Annotated in this window: 14 protein-coding genes; 4 read left to right on the top strand and 10 right to left on the bottom strand. The window is 65.4% G+C overall.

The features are described from left to right. Nucleotides 1-305: 305 nt before the first annotated feature. The 7 genes from V6M63_RS19175 to V6M63_RS19145 form a co-directional block, all read right to left on the bottom strand. On the bottom strand, nucleotides 306-1847 hold the full coding sequence (locus tag V6M63_RS19175; protein WP_332744457.1) for a malonate--CoA ligase: 1542 nt from the start codon (nucleotides 1845-1847) through the stop codon (nucleotides 306-308). 44 nt (nucleotides 1848-1891) lie between these two features. Next, the gene (locus V6M63_RS19170) at nucleotides 1892-2653 is read right to left on the bottom strand and encodes an enoyl-CoA hydratase/isomerase family protein (RefSeq protein WP_332744489.1); all 762 of its coding nucleotides are present in this window, start codon (nucleotides 2651-2653) and stop codon (nucleotides 1892-1894) included. Between the two features lie 13 nt (nucleotides 2654-2666). After that, nucleotides 2667-3653 (bottom strand): Bug family tripartite tricarboxylate transporter substrate binding protein, encoded by a 987-nt coding sequence (locus V6M63_RS19165; RefSeq protein WP_332744455.1) that lies wholly within the window; start codon nucleotides 3651-3653, stop codon nucleotides 2667-2669. A 34-nt stretch (nucleotides 3654-3687) separates the two neighbouring features. Beyond that, nucleotides 3688-5016, bottom strand: a complete 1329-nt coding sequence (locus V6M63_RS19160; protein WP_332744453.1) for a malonyl-CoA decarboxylase — start codon at nucleotides 5014-5016, stop codon at nucleotides 3688-3690. Further along, nucleotides 5013-5681, bottom strand: a complete 669-nt coding sequence (locus tag V6M63_RS19155) for a GntR family transcriptional regulator (protein ID WP_056275091.1) — start codon at nucleotides 5679-5681, stop codon at nucleotides 5013-5015. Before V6M63_RS19155 ends, V6M63_RS19160 begins: the two co-directional genes overlap by 4 nt. Before the next feature lie 100 nt (nucleotides 5682-5781). Then, on the bottom strand, nucleotides 5782-6582 hold the full coding sequence (gene lgt, locus V6M63_RS19150) for a prolipoprotein diacylglyceryl transferase (protein WP_332744449.1): 801 nt from the start codon (nucleotides 6580-6582) through the stop codon (nucleotides 5782-5784). Nucleotides 6583-6586: 4 nt separating this feature from the next. After that, on the bottom strand, nucleotides 6587-7540 hold the full coding sequence (locus V6M63_RS19145; RefSeq protein ID WP_332744447.1) for a LysR family transcriptional regulator: 954 nt from the start codon (nucleotides 7538-7540) through the stop codon (nucleotides 6587-6589). 97 nt (nucleotides 7541-7637) lie between these two features. Here V6M63_RS19145 and ilvD point away from each other — a divergent pair, with 97 nt between their 5' ends. Beyond that, nucleotides 7638-9344 (top strand): dihydroxy-acid dehydratase, encoded by a 1707-nt coding sequence (ilvD, locus tag V6M63_RS19140; protein WP_332744445.1) that lies wholly within the window; start codon nucleotides 7638-7640, stop codon nucleotides 9342-9344. A gap of 7 nt (nucleotides 9345-9351) precedes the next feature. Here the strand turns inward: ilvD and V6M63_RS19135 are convergent, their stop codons facing one another. Next, the gene (locus tag V6M63_RS19135; RefSeq protein ID WP_056275098.1) at nucleotides 9352-9597 is read right to left on the bottom strand and encodes a TIGR04438 family Trp-rich protein; all 246 of its coding nucleotides are present in this window, start codon (nucleotides 9595-9597) and stop codon (nucleotides 9352-9354) included. A 125-nt stretch (nucleotides 9598-9722) separates the two neighbouring features. Between V6M63_RS19135 and V6M63_RS19130 the strand changes: the two genes are divergently transcribed. After that, nucleotides 9723-10028, top strand: a complete 306-nt coding sequence (locus V6M63_RS19130; protein ID WP_332744442.1) for a c-type cytochrome — start codon at nucleotides 9723-9725, stop codon at nucleotides 10026-10028. A gap of 88 nt (nucleotides 10029-10116) precedes the next feature. On the opposite strand, the gene acs is transcribed toward V6M63_RS19130, so the two are convergent. Then, nucleotides 10117-12111 carry an acetate--CoA ligase gene (acs, locus tag V6M63_RS19125; protein WP_332744440.1) on the bottom strand — a complete coding sequence of 665 codons (1995 nt, stop codon included), beginning with the start codon at nucleotides 12109-12111 and terminating at the stop codon, nucleotides 10117-10119. Nucleotides 12112-12313: 202 nt separating this feature from the next. Here acs and V6M63_RS19120 point away from each other — a divergent pair, with 202 nt between their 5' ends. Continuing rightward, the gene (locus V6M63_RS19120; RefSeq protein ID WP_332744438.1) at nucleotides 12314-12913 is read left to right on the top strand and encodes a TIGR00645 family protein; all 600 of its coding nucleotides are present in this window, start codon (nucleotides 12314-12316) and stop codon (nucleotides 12911-12913) included. Nucleotides 12914-12915: 2 nt separating this feature from the next. Here the strand turns inward: V6M63_RS19120 and fumC are convergent, their stop codons facing one another. After that, nucleotides 12916-14301: a class II fumarate hydratase gene (fumC, locus tag V6M63_RS19115; protein ID WP_332744436.1), complete on the bottom strand. Its 1386-nt coding sequence runs from the start codon at nucleotides 14299-14301 to the stop codon at nucleotides 12916-12918. A gap of 126 nt (nucleotides 14302-14427) precedes the next feature. Here fumC and V6M63_RS19110 point away from each other — a divergent pair. Then, a partial coding sequence (locus V6M63_RS19110; RefSeq protein ID WP_332744434.1) for a fumarate hydratase occupies nucleotides 14428-14881 on the top strand: 454 nt, incomplete at its 3' end.

The raw sequence follows: 14881 nt of genomic DNA, 5'->3' as shown, positions 1-14881 counted from the left end.
CGGTTGATTGCCTGGGCTTCTTCGGCTCGCGGGCGCGGTGTGCGCTGCTCCGCGAATGTCCCCCGGGGCCTTTGGCCCCTCCTCCTTTCTTTCGCTGCGCAGCACACACCACGCCCGCGAGCGGCCTGCACCCTTGCACGCCGACGTTTCCCCACGCCCTTCGAATTTCCACGAGGTCGGCGGCAGCCGGGCTGACCGGCGCAGCGGCATAAAGGAGGAGCCCGGGGCGCAGCCCCGGGCGGGGGACAGCCGCGGAGCCGGTCAGCCCGGTTGCCGCCGACCGGATCGGGCCAACGAAGCGAAGCTCAAGCGAACAACGATTTGTGCTCCTCGCGCAACAAATTCTTCTGCACCTTCCCCATCGTGTTCCTCGGCAACTCCCCCACCACAAAACAGCGCTTGGGAATCTTGAAATTGGCCAGCCGCGACTTGAGTGAAGCCAGCACCTGGGCCGCATCCACCTGCGCACCCGGCTTGGCGATCAGCAAGGCCACGCCCACCTCGCCAAAGTCAGGGTGCGGTACACCGATCACCGCGCTCTCGACCACGCCGGGCATCTCGTTGATGTAGCCCTCGATCTCGGCCGGATAAACGTTGTAGCCACCCGAGATGATCAGGTCCTTGCTGCGGCCAACGATGTTCACGTAACCACGCTCGTCGATGCGGCCCACGTCACCGGTCTTGAAGAAACCGTCGGCGGTGAACTCCTCGGCGGTCTTCTCGGGCATGCGCCAGTAGCCCTTGAAGATGTTGGGGCCGCGCACCTGAATGCCGCCGATCTCGCCGGGTTGCGCCACCTGGCCATCGTCGCCCATCACGCGCAGCTCCACGCCCGGCAACGGGAAGCCCACGGTGCCGCCGCGCCGCTCGGAGGCGCCACCGTAGCGTGCGTCGGCGCTGCAGGGGTTGGAGGTCAGCATGGCGGTCTCGCTCATGCCGTAGCGCTCCAGGATGGTGTGGCCCGTGCGGTCCTTCCATTCGTTGAAGGTCTCGATCAGCAGCGGCGCCGAGCCCGAGATGAACAAGCGCATGTGCGAAGCCTGCTGTTTGGAGAGCGAGGGCTCGGCCAGCATGCGCGTGTAGAGCGTGGGCACGCCCATGAACACGGTGGCTTCCGAGAACTTGGCGATCGCCAGCTTGGGGTCGAACTTGGACATCCAGAACATCTTGCTGCCGTTGATCAGCGCACCGTGCATGGCCACGAACAGACCGTGCACGTGGAAGATGGGCAGTGCGTGAATCAGCACGTCGTCCGGGCGCCAGCCCCAGTAGGTCTTGAGCACCTCGGCGTTGCTGCGCAGGTTGCCGTGCGTGAGCATGGCGCCCTTGCTGCGCCCGGTGGTGCCGCTGGTGTAGAGGATGGCGGCGAGGTCGTCGTCGCGGCGCACGGCAGGCGTGTGCCGGTCGCTCATGTGGGACGCGCGCTCCAGCAGGCTGCCGGTGCGGTCGTCGCCCAGGGTGAACACATGGCGCGTGCCGGCGGTGAAGGCGATCTTGCTGACCCAGCCGAACTGGCCCGGGCTGCACACCACCACCGCGGGCTCGGCGTTGCCGACGAAGTACTCGATCTCCGCGCTCTGGTAGGCGGTGTTGAGCGGCAGGAACACATGGCCCGCGCGCAGCGTGGCCAGGTACAGCACCAGCGCTTCGACCGACTTCTCCACCTGCACGGCCACGCGCGACGCGGGCGGCAGCGCCAGCGAATCCAGCAGGTTGGCCACCATGGCCGAGGCGCGGTCGAGGTCGCGCCAGGAGTAGTTCAGACCGTCGTCGGTCTCGATCGCCACGCGGTCGAGGTCCTGCGGAAAGGCCGCGCGCAGGGCAGCAAAGAGGTTGAGGTTGTCCATGTTCTGGTCAGCAAAATGGTGTGACAAAAGAATCAGAAAGCCCGTCAGAAAACCGGCGAGCGCTTGGCGATGAACGCTGCAATGCCTTCGCGGTGCTCGGCGCTGTCGGCGTACCGGTAGGCACTCTCGCCTTCGGCCTCCGTTGAGCCCAACGTGGCTCGCAAGGCTTGTTTGTTCAGGCGCGCGGCCTGCGGCGACAGCGCGGCGATGCGCCGGGCGCGCACCAGCAATGCCGGCGTGAGCGTGCCGTCGGGCAGAACGGTGTTGAGGAAGCCACGCGACTTCATCTCGGCAGCGTCGAACACGGTGGCTTCCAGCAGCATTTCGCGTGCGGTGGCGACGCCGGCCTCGCGGGCCACCAGCGCAGCCTCGCGCGGCGCCATCGGAAAGCCCAGCTTGGCGATGGGTGCGCCAAAGCGCGCGCCGGCAGACGACACGCGGATGTCGCAGCAGCTTGCGATTTCCACACCGGCGCCCATGCAGTTGCCCTCGATCTGTGCCAGCAGCGGCACGTCACACGCCAGCATGGCGCCCAGGCCGCCCCACACATCGTCTTCGTGAAAGTCGCGCAAGGCAGCTTCCACGAAGCGAAAGCCGGGGTACTCGGCGATGTCGCCACCAGCGCAGAAATGGCCGCCCTCGCCCACGACGATCACGCAGCGCACGTCGGTACGCGCCTGGAGTTCGACGAAGACCGTCTTCAACTCACGCCACATCGCACGCGACATGGCGTTGAACTTGCCCGGATGCGACAGGGTCACCTGCGCCACCTGACCATGCATGGTCAGGTGGACTCGGCCGGTCATGGAGGTCAAGTGCTCAGTCCAGCTTGGCGCCAGAGGCCTTGACCACCTGCGCCCACTTGCGGATCTCGCTCTTGACGAAGGCGTCGAACTGCGGGCCACTGACGTTGGCGAACTCGGCGCCCTGATTGGCCCAGACCGCCTTGGCTTCGTCGGTGCTCACCGCCTTGCGGATCTCCTCGATCGCGCGAGCCTGCGCATCGGCGGGCGTGCCCTTGGGCGCCCACACGCCGTACCAGGTGGTCACGTTGTAGTCGGGCATCCCGAGTTCGGCAGCGCAGGGCACGTCGGGGAAGGCCGCGTTGCGCTTGGGGCCCGAGACCATCAGCGCCTTGATGCGACCACCCTTGATGTGGCCGGCCGAAGAACCGAGGCCGTCGAACATCATGTCCACCTGGCCGGCAATGAGGTCGTTGAGTGCCGGGCCTGCGCCGCGGTACGGAATGTGGGTGATGAAGGTGTTGGACTGCTGCTTGAACAGCTCGCCAGCGAGGTGGTGCGAGGTGCCGCCACCGGCCGAGCCGTAGTTGAGCTTGCCGGGGTTGGCCTTGACCTGCGCCATGAACTCCTTGAAGCCCGCGCCGGAAATGTTCTTGGGGTTGACCACCAGCACCTGCGGCACGCTGGCCACCAGGATCAGGGGAATCAGGTCGGTCTCGATGTTGTAGTCCAGCCTGGGGTACATGCTCGGGGCAATGGTGTGGTGCACCGCGCCCATGAACAGCGTGTAGCCATCGGGCACGGCCTTGGCCGCGATGCCCGCGCCCAGCGTGCCGCCAGCGCCGCCACGGTTGTCGATCACCAGGCTCTTGCCCGAGAGGCGCGTGAATTGCGCGGCCATGGGGCGGGCAAACGCATCGGTGCCGCCACCGGCGGGGAACGGCACGATCATGGTCACCGGTTTGGTGGGCCAGGTGGCCTGGGCGTAGGCCCCGGTGCTGTAAACGGCGGCGCCGGCAACAGCCGTGCGCAAGATGTCTCGGCGGTTGAAGTGGTCGGTCATGTTTTTTGTCTCCTGTGGTTGTAAAAAAGCAGCGTCAAAGGTACAGGTCTTCGATCGCTGCGGCTATCGGGATCTTTCCCTGCGCCAGCCAGGCGCGGTGTTTCTCCAGGCGTTTGAGGTCGTAGAGGTAATTGACCATCAAGCCATACGATTGTTTGATGCCCTTGTTCGACGGATCACCGGCCCAGTTCAGGCGTTCCACGCGGGCACCGTTGCCCAGGTGGAAACGCGCCACCGGGTCCAGCGGCTTGCCGCCCTGCATCTCGTTGCCCAGGTAGCGCGCGGCCCAGCCCAGCAAGGCCTTGCGCTCGGGCGCGGCCTCGGAAAGTTCTTCCAGGTTCTCCCAGCTCTTGAGCAGTTCGGCCGGCGCATTCTTGTTCAGCCAGGCGCGCAAACCCGGTATGGGCGAGAGCGTGACAAACACCTTGAGCTTGGGAAACTCCTGGTGCAGCGTCTCGACCACGCGCTTGATGAGCGAGTCACCAAAGCTCACGCCGCGCAGCCCGTTCTGGGTGTTGCTGATCGAATAGAAAATGGCCGTGTTGGCCTTGGCGATGTCGACCGGATCGGCCTCCTCGTCCAGCAGCGGCGTGATGCTGGCGGCGATCTCGTTCATGAGCGCCACTTCCACGAAGATCAACGGTTCTTCGGGCAGGCGCGGGTGGAAGAAGCCATAGCAGCGGCGGTCGCCGTCAAGCCGGTTCTTCACATCGGCCCAGCTGCGGATGTCGTGCACGGCTTCGTACTTGATGAGCTTTTCCACCAGCGAGGCCGGCGAATCCCAACTGATGCGGCGCAGCTCCAGAAAGCCCACGTCGAACCAGGTGGAGAACATGTATTCCATCTCCACATCGAGCGCCAGCAGGCGCTTGTCGCCTTTGAGGTGAGACTGCATCTCGGCGCGCAGATCGACCAGGAAACGGATGCCCTCGGGGTGCGCGCTGAAGCGCTGCAATATGCGACGGCGCGGCGACACCGTGGCTCGGCGGTAGAGCACCTCGGCGGCGGCCTCGTCGGGCGTGCCCACCGCAGCGGCAAACTGGGTCTGCGCGGCCTTGATCTGCTCGGCGTCGGCCACGAACTGCTCGCTCATGAGCAGCCAGAGGTCGCGGCGTTGCGGCGGCGTGGCCTTGGCGTACCAGGCCATCAAGTCTTGGGCGCGGCGCCCGCCCTCGACCTCGCTCAGCAGCGGATCGACAATGCCCTTGAGCTGGTCGAGCAGGTGGCGCAACTGGCGCGGCGACATCGCCTCGTCGTCGTGGCGCAGCGTACCCTTCAGGCGTTCCTGGGTGGATCGCACGCCCGCCTTGGTGCCGGGACGCAGCATGGAGGCGCCTTTTTCCAACCATTGAGCGGTGTTCATGCCGTGATCCTCGAAGTGTTGCTGCGCGCAAGTTCGCGCAGGGCCACGCGCTGGCGCGTGAGGTGGGTGCGCATGGCGGCCTCGGCGCCTTCGGCATCGCGCGCCTTGAGCGCGGCAAACACCGCCATGTGCTCGGACAGGCTCTGGTCCAATCGGCCCGGCGCGTGCAACTGCTGCAGGCGCGCGAGCTTGACGATCTTGCGCAGGTCACCGATCACCTGTGCCAGCCAGCGGTTGTTGGCCAGGGTGATGATGGCTTCGTGGATGGCGAAGTTGGCCTGGTAGTAATCGTTGATGCGACGCGCCTTGGCGCAGCGGTTCAGGCGGTCGTGCATCTGCTCCAGCGTCACCAGATCGGCGTCGGTGGCATTGCTCGCGGCCTCGAATGCGCAACGGCCCTCAAGCAGGGCGATGACGGGAAAGATCTCGTCGAGGTCGCGCTCGGTGATCTGGTTGACGAAACACCCCCGGCGCGGCTCGTGGCGCACCAGGCCTTCAGCGGCCAGCACCTTGAGCGCCTCGCGCAGCGGCGTGCGCGAGATCGACCATTCACCACAGAGTCCCAGCTCGTCGATGAAGCTGCCAGGCGCCAGCACACCGTCGAAGATGCGCTCGCGAAGCTTCGCGGCCACTTCGTCGTGCAGGGAGTTGAGCACCAATCGCATCGGTTTGGGTCCGTCCGTAATCATCTGTAATTACGGCTAATTCTAAAAAATCCCCGGCCGTCTGTCCCGGGGATTTACCCTTGCAGGCGACGAATGGCGTTCAGGTGCGCCGGCCGAACCACCACCACATGAACGCACCCGCCAGGACCATGGGCACACACAGCCACTGACCCATGCTCATGCCCATCGAGAGCAGCCCCAGGTGGGCGTCGGGCTCGCGGAAGAACTCCGCGATGAAACGGAATACGCCATAGCCCATGAGGAACACCGCCGACACCTGACCGCGCGCACGTGGCTTGCGGGCATAGAGCCACAGCAGCACAAAGAGCAGCAGACCCTCCAACAGGAACTGGTAGACCTGCGAAGGATGGCGTGGCGCATCGCCCGCGCCGGGAAACACCATGCCCCAGGGCAATGACGGGTCGGCCACGCGGCCCCAGAGTTCGCCGTTGATGAAGTTGCCCACGCGCCCGGCGGCCAGGCCGGTCGGCACGCAGGGCGCCACGAAGTCCATCACCTCCATGAACGGGCGCTGGCGGCTGCGCGCGTACCAGACCATGGCCAGCATCACGCCGATCAGTCCGCCATGAAAGCTCATGCCGCCCTGCCAGATGGCAAAGATCTCCAGCGGGTTGGCCAGGTAGTACGCCGGCTTGTAGAACAGGCAGTAGCCGATGCGCCCACCGGCCACCACGCCGAGCACGCCGAGGAACAGGATGTCCTCCACATCGCGCCGCGTCCACGGCGGGTTGGTGATGCTGGCGTAAGGCTGGTGTCGCAGGCGCAGATTGGCCAGCCACATGAAGAGGCCGAAGGCGGCGAGGTAGGTGAGACCGTACCAGTGGATGGCCAGCGGGCCGATCTGCAGAGCGACGGGGTCGATTTGAGGGTGTTGGAGCATGGAGCTATTGTGCCTTTGGCCGGCGTGCTGCCGAGACCTCCTGCTCCCGCGCAAAACCAATGAAATGCGCCAATGGCGGGCTCACGGCATCGGCTCGCCACACCAGGCTGGTCTCACACGCCGGCACTGCCCTGCCCCGCGGCCAGGCCACGGCGCGGTACACCACACCAGGCCGCTGAAACTGCCGCACGCTCTGCGGCACCCAGGCCATGCCCAGCCCGGCGGAGACCAGGTTCACGATGGTCTGCATCTGGATGGCCTCCTGCGCCACCTGCGGCACGCGTCCGGCCGCGTTGTACAGCGCAAAGATCGCGTCGAACAGCGACGGCAGGATGCGCCGGGGAAAGATCACCAAGGGCTCGGCCAGCAGGCTCTTCAGCGCAGGTCGCTCCTCAGCCGCCAGGGCGTGGGCTTCGGGAAGGGCCACCACCAGCGGCTCCGTGGCGATCAAGGACTGCACCAGGCCAGGGGCGGCGAAGCCGGGCGAGTGAAGCACAAAGCCGGCGTCCACCTCGCCGCGCGCCAGCAGTTCCAGTTGCACATCGCCCGTGGCCTCGATCAGCTCCAGCGCCACCTGGGGCCACTGTTCGCGGAACGCGCGCACCCAGCGCGGCAGCAGCTCGAAACCCACCGTGGACACAAAGGCCAGCCGCAACCGGCCCAGTTCGCCTGCGGCAGCCGCGCGGGCCAGTTCCGGCAGGGCCTGCGCACGGGCCAGCAGCTCGCGCACCTCAGGCAGCAGGGCCGCGCCGGCCGGCGTGATGTGCACGCTGCGCTGCGTGCGCTCGAACAGGCGCACGCCCAGCGCAGCTTCCAGTCCGGCAATGGCCTGGGTCAGCGGCGGCTGGGTCATGTGCAGGCGCACGGCAGCCCGCCCGAAGTGCAGTTCTTCGGCCAGCGCCACGAACTGACGCCACTGGCGCAATTCAATGCGCAGCGATCTGGATGGGTCATTCATATGCCAAGCGTATCAAATCTGACCTTCGAAGCGATTGGAAAGCGCCCTGACGCTGCCGCATACTTGGCGCTCTTTTCCCCACCCACGAGACAAGACCATGGCCGACAGCAAAACCATCCCGATCAAGCCCATCAACAGCCGCAGCGCGAACATCACGCAAGGCAAGTCGCGCGCGCCCAACCGCTCCATGTACTACGCCATGGGCTACGAGGAAGGCGACTTCGTCAAACCCATGGTGGGCGTGGCCAACGGCCACAGCACCATCACGCCGTGCAACTCGGGCCTGCAGAAGCTGGCCGACGCGGCGATTGCCGGCATCGAGGAAGCCGGTGGCAACGCGCAGGTGTTCGGCACGCCGACCATCTCCGACGGCATGGCCATGGGCACCGAGGGCATGAAGTACTCGCTGGTGAGCCGCGAGGTGATCTCGGACTGCATCGAAACCTGCGTCGGCGGCCAGTGGATGGACGGCGTGGTGGTGGTCGGCGGCTGCGACAAGAACATGCCCGGCGGCCTGATGGGCATGCTGCGCGCCAACGTTCCCGCCATCTATGTGTACGGTGGCACCATCCTGCCAGGCCACTGGAAAGGACAGGATCTCAACATCGTCAGCGTCTTTGAGGCCGTGGGCCAGAACGCCGCCGGCAACCTGAGCGACGAAGACCTGCGCGAGATCGAGATGCGCGCCATCCCCGGCACCGGCTCGTGCGGCGGCATGTACACCGCCAACACCATGTCCAGCGCCTTCGAGGCGCTGGGCATCTCGCTGCCCTACTCCAGCACCATGGCCAACCCGCACGACGAGAAGATGAACTCGGCCAAGGAGTCGGCCAAGGTGCTGATCGAGGCGATCAAGAAAGACATCAAGCCGCGCGACATCGTGACCAAGAAGGCGATCGAAAACGCCGTGGCGGTGATCATGGCCACCGGCGGCTCCACCAACGCGGTGCTGCACTTCCTGGCGATCGCGCATGCGGCCGAAGTCGAGTGGACCATCGACGACTTCGAGCGTGTGCGCCAGAAGACACCCGTGTTGTGCGACCTGAAACCCAGCGGCAAGTACCTCGCGGTCGACCTGCACCGCGCCGGCGGCATCCCGCAAGTCATGAAGGTGCTGCTCAACGCCGGCCTGCTGCACGGGGACTGCCTGACCATCAGCGGCCAGACGATTGCCGAGGTGCTCAAGGACGTGCCCGATGCACCGCGCGCCGACCAGGACGTGATCCGCCCGATCGACAAGCCCATGTACGAGCACGGCCACCTGGCCATTCTCAAAGGCAACCTCAGCCCCGAAGGCGCGGTGGCCAAGATCACCGGCCTGAAAAACCCGGTGATGACCGGCCCGGCGCGCGTGTTCGACGACGAGCAGTCGGCGCTGCAGGCCATCCTGGACGGCAAGATCAAGGCGGGCGACGTGATGGTGCTGCGCTACCTCGGCCCCAAGGGCGGCCCCGGCATGCCCGAGATGCTGGCGCCCACGGGTGCGCTGATCGGCGCGGGCCTGGGCGAGAGCGTGGGCCTGATCACCGACGGCCGTTTTTCGGGCGGCACCTGGGGCATGGTGGTGGGCCACGTGGCGCCCGAGGCCGCGGCCGGCGGCACGATCGCATTCGTGAATGAAGGCGACAGCATCACGATCGATGCTCACCAGCTGCTGCTGGAGCTCAACGTGCCGGAAGCGGAAATTGAAAAGCGCCGTGCAGCCTGGACGGCTCCAGCGCCACGTTACACGCGCGGCGTGCAAGCCAAGTTCGCGTTCAACGCGTCCAGCGCCAGCAAGGGCGCCGTGTTGGACAATTACTGACGGGGTTTCAGCGCGAGCGACGCTTGGTCTTCATGCCAAGGTTCTCGCGCTGCTTGTCGATGCGGTCCTGCTTTTTCTTGTCCATCTTGTCCATCTCACGGCGCTTGGTGTAGCCGGTGGCGTCCGCCCAGGCCCACCAGACCACGGCCAAGGCAAAGGGCGTCAAGACCCACCACCACGAGAGATCGACCACGAAGCCCACTTCGAGGTACTTCATCAGCATCAGGATCACGCCCAGGATCAGCAAATACATCACACGCTCCGGTAAAGGTCCGACAAAGTGGGGCAAGAATCTGTAAGCGATCGTTTCACCACGGCCGTGCATCGTTAAAATCCAGACCGTGCTGGCATCAGCATTCAATCACAAGGACAACCCCCATGAAACGCGCTCTCCTGATTATGGCCACCATGACCACACTGGCGGCTCCTGCATTCGCCGACGAGGCTTTGGCCAAAAGCAAGAACTGCATGGCCTGCCACGCGGTGGACAAGAAGCTGGTGGGCCCGTCGTACAAGGACGTGGCCAAGAAGTACGCCGGCGACGCCAAGGCAGTCGATGCATTGGCCACCAAGATCGTCAAGGGCGGTTCCGGCGTGTGGGGCGCAATCCCCATGCCCGCCAACACGCAGGTGAGCGAAGCCGATGCCAAGAAGCTGGCGGCCTGGGTCCTGAGCCTGAAGTAAGTTCTGCTTCTTCCAACAAAAAAACCCGCTGGAATCCAGCGGGTTTTTTGTTGCCTGCACGGGACCGACGTCCCGGGCGATCAATTGATCAGTTGTTCTCCGACAATTGATCCAGGATGGCCGGGTTCTCCAGCGTCGACGTGTCCTGCGTGATGGCCTCTCCTTTGGCGATCGACCGCAGCAAACGCCGCATGATCTTGCCGCTGCGGGTCTTGGGCAGGTTGTCGCCGAAGCGGATGTCCTTCGGTTTGGCGATCGGTCCGATCTCCTTGCCCACCCAGTCGCGCAACACCTTGGCGATGGCCTTGGCCTCTTCACCGGTGGGACGCGCGCGCTTGAGCACCACGAAGGCCACGATGGCCTCGCCCGTGAGGTCGTCGGGACGACCCACCACGGCGGCTTCGGCCACCAGATCGGTCTTGCTCACCAGGGCCGATTCGATCTCCATCGTGCCCATGCGGTGGCCCGACACGTTGAGCACGTCGTCGATGCGCCCGGTGATGCGGAAGTAGCCCCGGTCGGCGCTGCGCACCGCGCCGTCGCCGGCCAGGTAGTAGCCCTTGAGCTCCTCGGGGAAGTAGCTCTTCTTGAATCGCTCGGGGTCGCCCCAGATGGTGCGGATCATGGAAGGCCAGGGCTTCTTCACCACCAGGATGCCGCCCGAGCCGTTGGGCACATCGATGCCGGCTTCGTCCACGATGGCTGCGGCAATGCCTGGCAGCGGCAGCGTGCACGAGCCCGGCACCAGTGGCGTGGCGCCCGGCAGCGGCGTGATCATGTGGCCGCCGGTTTCGGTCTGCCAGAAGGTGTCCACGATGGGGCAGCGCTCGCCGCCCACGTGCTTGTAGTACCACATCCAGGCTTCGGGGTTGATGGGCTCCCCCACCGAGCCGAGCAAGCGCAGGCTGGACAGATCGGAGCGCGCCGGATGCACCTTCTCGTCACCCTCGGCCGCCTTGATCAGCGAGCGGATCGCCGTGGGCGCGGTGTAGAAAATGGTGCACTTGTGTTTCTCGATCATCTGCCAGAAACGACCGGCGTTCGGGTACGTGGGCACGCCCTCGAACACGATCTGCGTGGCGCCGGCGGCCAGCGGGCCGTAGGTCACGTAGGTGTGGCCGGTGATCCAGCCGATGTCGGCGGTGCACCAGAAGATGTCGTCGGCCTTCAGGTCGAAGGTCCAGTTCATGGTGAGGTTGGCCCACAGCAAATAACCACCGGTGCTGTGCTGCACGCCCTTGGGCTTGCCGGTGGAGCCGGAGGTGTAGAGCACGAACAGCGGGTGCTCGGCGCTCACCATTTCGGCCGGGCACACATCGGACGCGCTGGCCATCACCTCGTGCATGAAGCTGTCGCGCCCGGCCACCATGTTGCAGGCGGTGGGCGTGCGCTGGAACACGATCACATCCTTGATGCACTCGCAGCCGCCCATGGCGATGCCGTCGTCCACGATCGCCTTGAGCGGCAGTTCCTTGCCGCCGCGCAACTGGTAATTGGCGGTGATCACGGCCACGGCGCCGGCGTCTTGAATCCGCTCTTGCAACGCCTTGGCCGAGAAGCCGCCAAACACGACGCTGTGGGTGGCGCCGATGCGGGCGCAGGCCTGCATGGCCACCACGCCTTCGACCGTCATGGGCATGTAGATGACGACGCGGTCGCCCTTCTTCACACCGCGCGCCTTGAGCGCATTGGCAAAGCGCGAGACCTTGCCCAGCAGTTCCTTGTAGCTGACCTTGGTGACCTCGCCGCCGTCGGCCTCAAAGATGATGGCGGTCTTGTTCTCCACCGGCGTGCCCATGTGGCGGTCCAGGCAGTTGTACGAGGCATTGAGCTCACCGTCCTCGAACCACTTGTAGAACGGCGCGTTGGAGGAATCCAGCGTCCTGGTGAAGGGTTTGGCCCAGGTCAGCGTCTCGCGAGCCAGGCGCGCCCAGAAGCCCTCGAAATCCTTGTCGGCCTCGTCGCACAGCGCCTGGTACGCTGCCATCCCCGACACCCGGGCAGCCTTGACGGTCGCAGCGGTGGGTTCAAAAACGCGGTTTTCGACCAGGGTCGATTCGATGGACGTCGACGGTGCGGACATGGGCAGTCTCCTCAGGTGTTGTGGATTCGGATCAACCGATGACTGTGGGCAAAGGCTCTTACGAGCCACTTACATGGCGGGCAACAAGCCCATTCGGCCGACCCGGTACATCGGTACAAACCCGGGCTCGGCGCAACGGCCACCCTACAATACACCGGCTTTGTGGCCGCCCGTCCCGGGCACCCGGCGCATTGCCTTTCCCATGACCGATCCTGTCAAAACTCCCGCCCCGATCCGCGCCTTGCCCAACCTGATCTTCGCCAGCCGCTGGCTCCAGTTGCCGCTCTACATCGGCCTGATCGCAGCGCAATGCATCTACGTCTTTCACTTCTGGGTCGAACTGGTTCACCTGGTCGAGGCAGCCTTTGGCAGCCAGGTGGCACTCGACAAACTCGTCGGCAGCATTGGCTACAAGAGCGACGTGCAACTGACCGGTCTCAACGAGACGGTGATCATGCTGGTGGTGCTGGCCCTGATCGACGTGGTCATGATCTCCAACCTGCTGATCATGGTGATCATCGGTGGCTACGAGACCTTCGTGAGCCGCATGAACCTGGAGAACCACCCGGACCAGCCCGAGTGGCTGAGCCATGTGAATGCCTCGGTGCTCAAGGTGAAGCTGGCCACGGCCATCATCGGCATCAGTTCCATCCACCTGCTCAAGACCTTCATCAACGCCGCCAACTACACCGAGCAGGTGCTGATGTGGCAAACCCTCATCCACGTGGTGTTCCTGCTCAGCGCCATGGCGATTGCCATGACCGACAGGCTGATGCAGCCACCCGTGGGCTCCAGGCACTGACGTCAGCGCCCCACCATCTGCTCGGGCCGCACCCACTGGTCGAACTGCTCGGCCGAGACGAAGCCCAGCGCCAGCGCCGCCTCGCGCAAGCTGGTGCCCTCCTTGTGTGCCTTCTTCGCGATCTGCGCCGCCTTGTCATAGCCGATGTGCGGGTTGAGCGCGGTCACCAGCATCAGTGATCGGTCCACCAGTTCGGTGATGCGTGCCCGGTTGGGCTCGATGCCCACGGCGCAGTGGTCGTTGAAGCTCCTCATGCCGTCGGCCAGCAGGCGGACGCTCTGCAGGAAGTTGTGCGCCACCATCGGCCGGAACACGTTGAGCTCGAAGTTGCCCGAGGCACCACCGATGTTGATGGCCACGTCGTTGCCCATCACCTGGGCGCACAGCATGGTCACCGCCTCGCTCTGCGTGGGGTTGACCTTGCCGGGCATGATGGACGAGCCCGGCTCGTTCTCGGGGATGCTCAACTCGCCGATGCCGCTGCGCGGCCCGCTGGCGAGCCAGCGCACATCGTTGGCGATCTTGTTCATGCTCGCGGCCAAGGTCTTGAGCGCACCGTGCGCATGCACCACGGCATCGACGCTGGCCATGTTCTCGAACTTGTTGGGTGCGCTCACCAAGGGCAGACCGGTGAGCCGGGCCAGTTCGGCCGCCACCGCCTCGGCGTAACCCTGAGGTGCGTTGAGCCCCGTGCCCACGGCCGTGCCGCCCAGGGCCAGTTCACACAGGTGCGGCAGCGCATCGCGTACATGCCGCTCGCAGTGCGCCAGTTGCGCCGCGTAGCCCGAGAACTCCTGTCCGAGGGTCAGCGGCGTGGCGTCCTGCAAGTGGGTGCGGCCGATTTTCACAATGTCATGGAACTCGGCGGTCTTCTGCGCCAACGTGGCTCGCAGCGCATCCAGCGACGGCAGAAGCCTGTTGGTGATCGCGTCCACCGCCGCCACATGCATGGCCGTGGGAAACACATCGTTGCTTGACTGGCTCCGGTTCACGTCGTCGTTGGGGTGCACCAGTCGAGCTTCGCCGCGCGGCCCCCCCAGCAACTCGCTGGCGCGGTTGGCCAGCACCTCGTTGAGGTTCATGTTGGTCTGCGTGCCCGAACCGGTCTGCCACACCACCAGCGGAAACTCGGCTTCGTGCTGCCCGGCGATCACCTCGTCGGCCGCCGCCACGATGGCCCCGGTTTTCTTCTCGTCCTGCAGGCCGAGTGCGTGATTCACCACGGCGGACGCGCGCTTGACCTGCGCCAGCGCCCGGATCAGTTCACGCGGCTGGCGCTCGCCAGAAATGTCGAAATTCTGCAGCGAGCGCTGGGTCTGTGCGCCCCAGAGTCTCTCGGTGGGCACGGCAACCTCGCCCATGGTGTCGCGTTCGATCCGGGTCTTCATGGCGCTCTCCTGTGTCAGCCGGCGTTGGGACGACCTGTCAAAATACCGGCTGGCCCACCGTAGCAGACTATGCGCCGCCACGGCCCCTGCGGCAACGGCCCACCCGACCACAACCTCCCCACCGCCATGACCACGAGCATCCGCCAGAACGACCTGATCGAATCCGTCGCCGCCGCCCTGCAGTACATCAGCTACTACCACCCGGCCGACTACATCGCCCACCTCGCCCGCGCCTACGAGCGCGAGCAGAGCGCCGCCGCCAAGGACGCCATTGCGCAGATCCTGACCAACAGCAAGATGAGCGCCATCGGCCACCGCCCGATCTGCCAGGACACCGGCATCGTCAACGTGTTCCTCAAGGTCGGTATGAACGTGCGCCTCGACGGCTTCACCGGCAGCCTGGAAGACGCCATCAACGAAGGCGTGCGCCAGGGCTACAACCACCCCGACAACCAGCTGCGCGCCTCGGTCGTGGCCGACCCGCAGTTCGCGCGCAAGAACACCAAGGACAACACGCCCGCCGTGATCTTCACCGAGCTCGTGCCCGGCGACACGGTGGAAGTGACGGTGGCGGCCAAGG

Origin of the sequence: Hydrogenophaga sp. (genome assembly GCF_036675665.1) — a bacterium.
In the GTDB taxonomy this organism is placed as follows: Bacteria; Pseudomonadota; Gammaproteobacteria; order Burkholderiales; family Burkholderiaceae_C; genus Hydrogenophaga.
The sequence above is the reverse complement of the archived record's forward strand: the minus strand, read 5'-3'. Positions and strand labels throughout refer to the sequence as shown.

What these genes read in the sequence shown, in the direction of transcription:
- V6M63_RS19175 (WP_332744457.1), bottom strand. Translation starts at nt 1,847, where the DNA reads ATGGACAACCTCAACCTCTTTGCTGCCCTGCGCGCGGCCTTTCCGCAG.
- V6M63_RS19170 (WP_332744489.1), bottom strand. Translation starts at nt 2,653, where the DNA reads ATGACCGGCCGAGTCCACCTGACCATGCATGGTCAGGTGGCGCAGGTG.
- V6M63_RS19165 (WP_332744455.1), bottom strand. Translation starts at nt 3,653, where the DNA reads ATGACCGACCACTTCAACCGCCGAGACATCTTGCGCACGGCTGTTGCC.
- V6M63_RS19160 (WP_332744453.1), bottom strand. Translation starts at nt 5,016, where the DNA reads ATGAACACCGCTCAATGGTTGGAAAAAGGCGCCTCCATGCTGCGTCCC.
- V6M63_RS19155 (WP_056275091.1), bottom strand. Translation starts at nt 5,681, where the DNA reads ATGCGATTGGTGCTCAACTCCCTGCACGACGAAGTGGCCGCGAAGCTT.
- lgt (WP_332744449.1), bottom strand. Translation starts at nt 6,582, where the DNA reads ATGCTCCAACACCCTCAAATCGACCCCGTCGCTCTGCAGATCGGCCCG.
- V6M63_RS19145 (WP_332744447.1), bottom strand. Translation starts at nt 7,540, where the DNA reads ATGAATGACCCATCCAGATCGCTGCGCATTGAATTGCGCCAGTGGCGT.
- ilvD (WP_332744445.1), top strand. Translation starts at nt 7,638, where the DNA reads ATGGCCGACAGCAAAACCATCCCGATCAAGCCCATCAACAGCCGCAGC.
- V6M63_RS19135 (WP_056275098.1), bottom strand. Translation starts at nt 9,597, where the DNA reads ATGTATTTGCTGATCCTGGGCGTGATCCTGATGCTGATGAAGTACCTC.
- V6M63_RS19130 (WP_332744442.1), top strand. Translation starts at nt 9,723, where the DNA reads ATGAAACGCGCTCTCCTGATTATGGCCACCATGACCACACTGGCGGCT.
- acs (WP_332744440.1), bottom strand. Translation starts at nt 12,111, where the DNA reads ATGTCCGCACCGTCGACGTCCATCGAATCGACCCTGGTCGAAAACCGC.
- V6M63_RS19120 (WP_332744438.1), top strand. Translation starts at nt 12,314, where the DNA reads ATGACCGATCCTGTCAAAACTCCCGCCCCGATCCGCGCCTTGCCCAAC.
- fumC (WP_332744436.1), bottom strand. Translation starts at nt 14,301, where the DNA reads ATGAAGACCCGGATCGAACGCGACACCATGGGCGAGGTTGCCGTGCCC.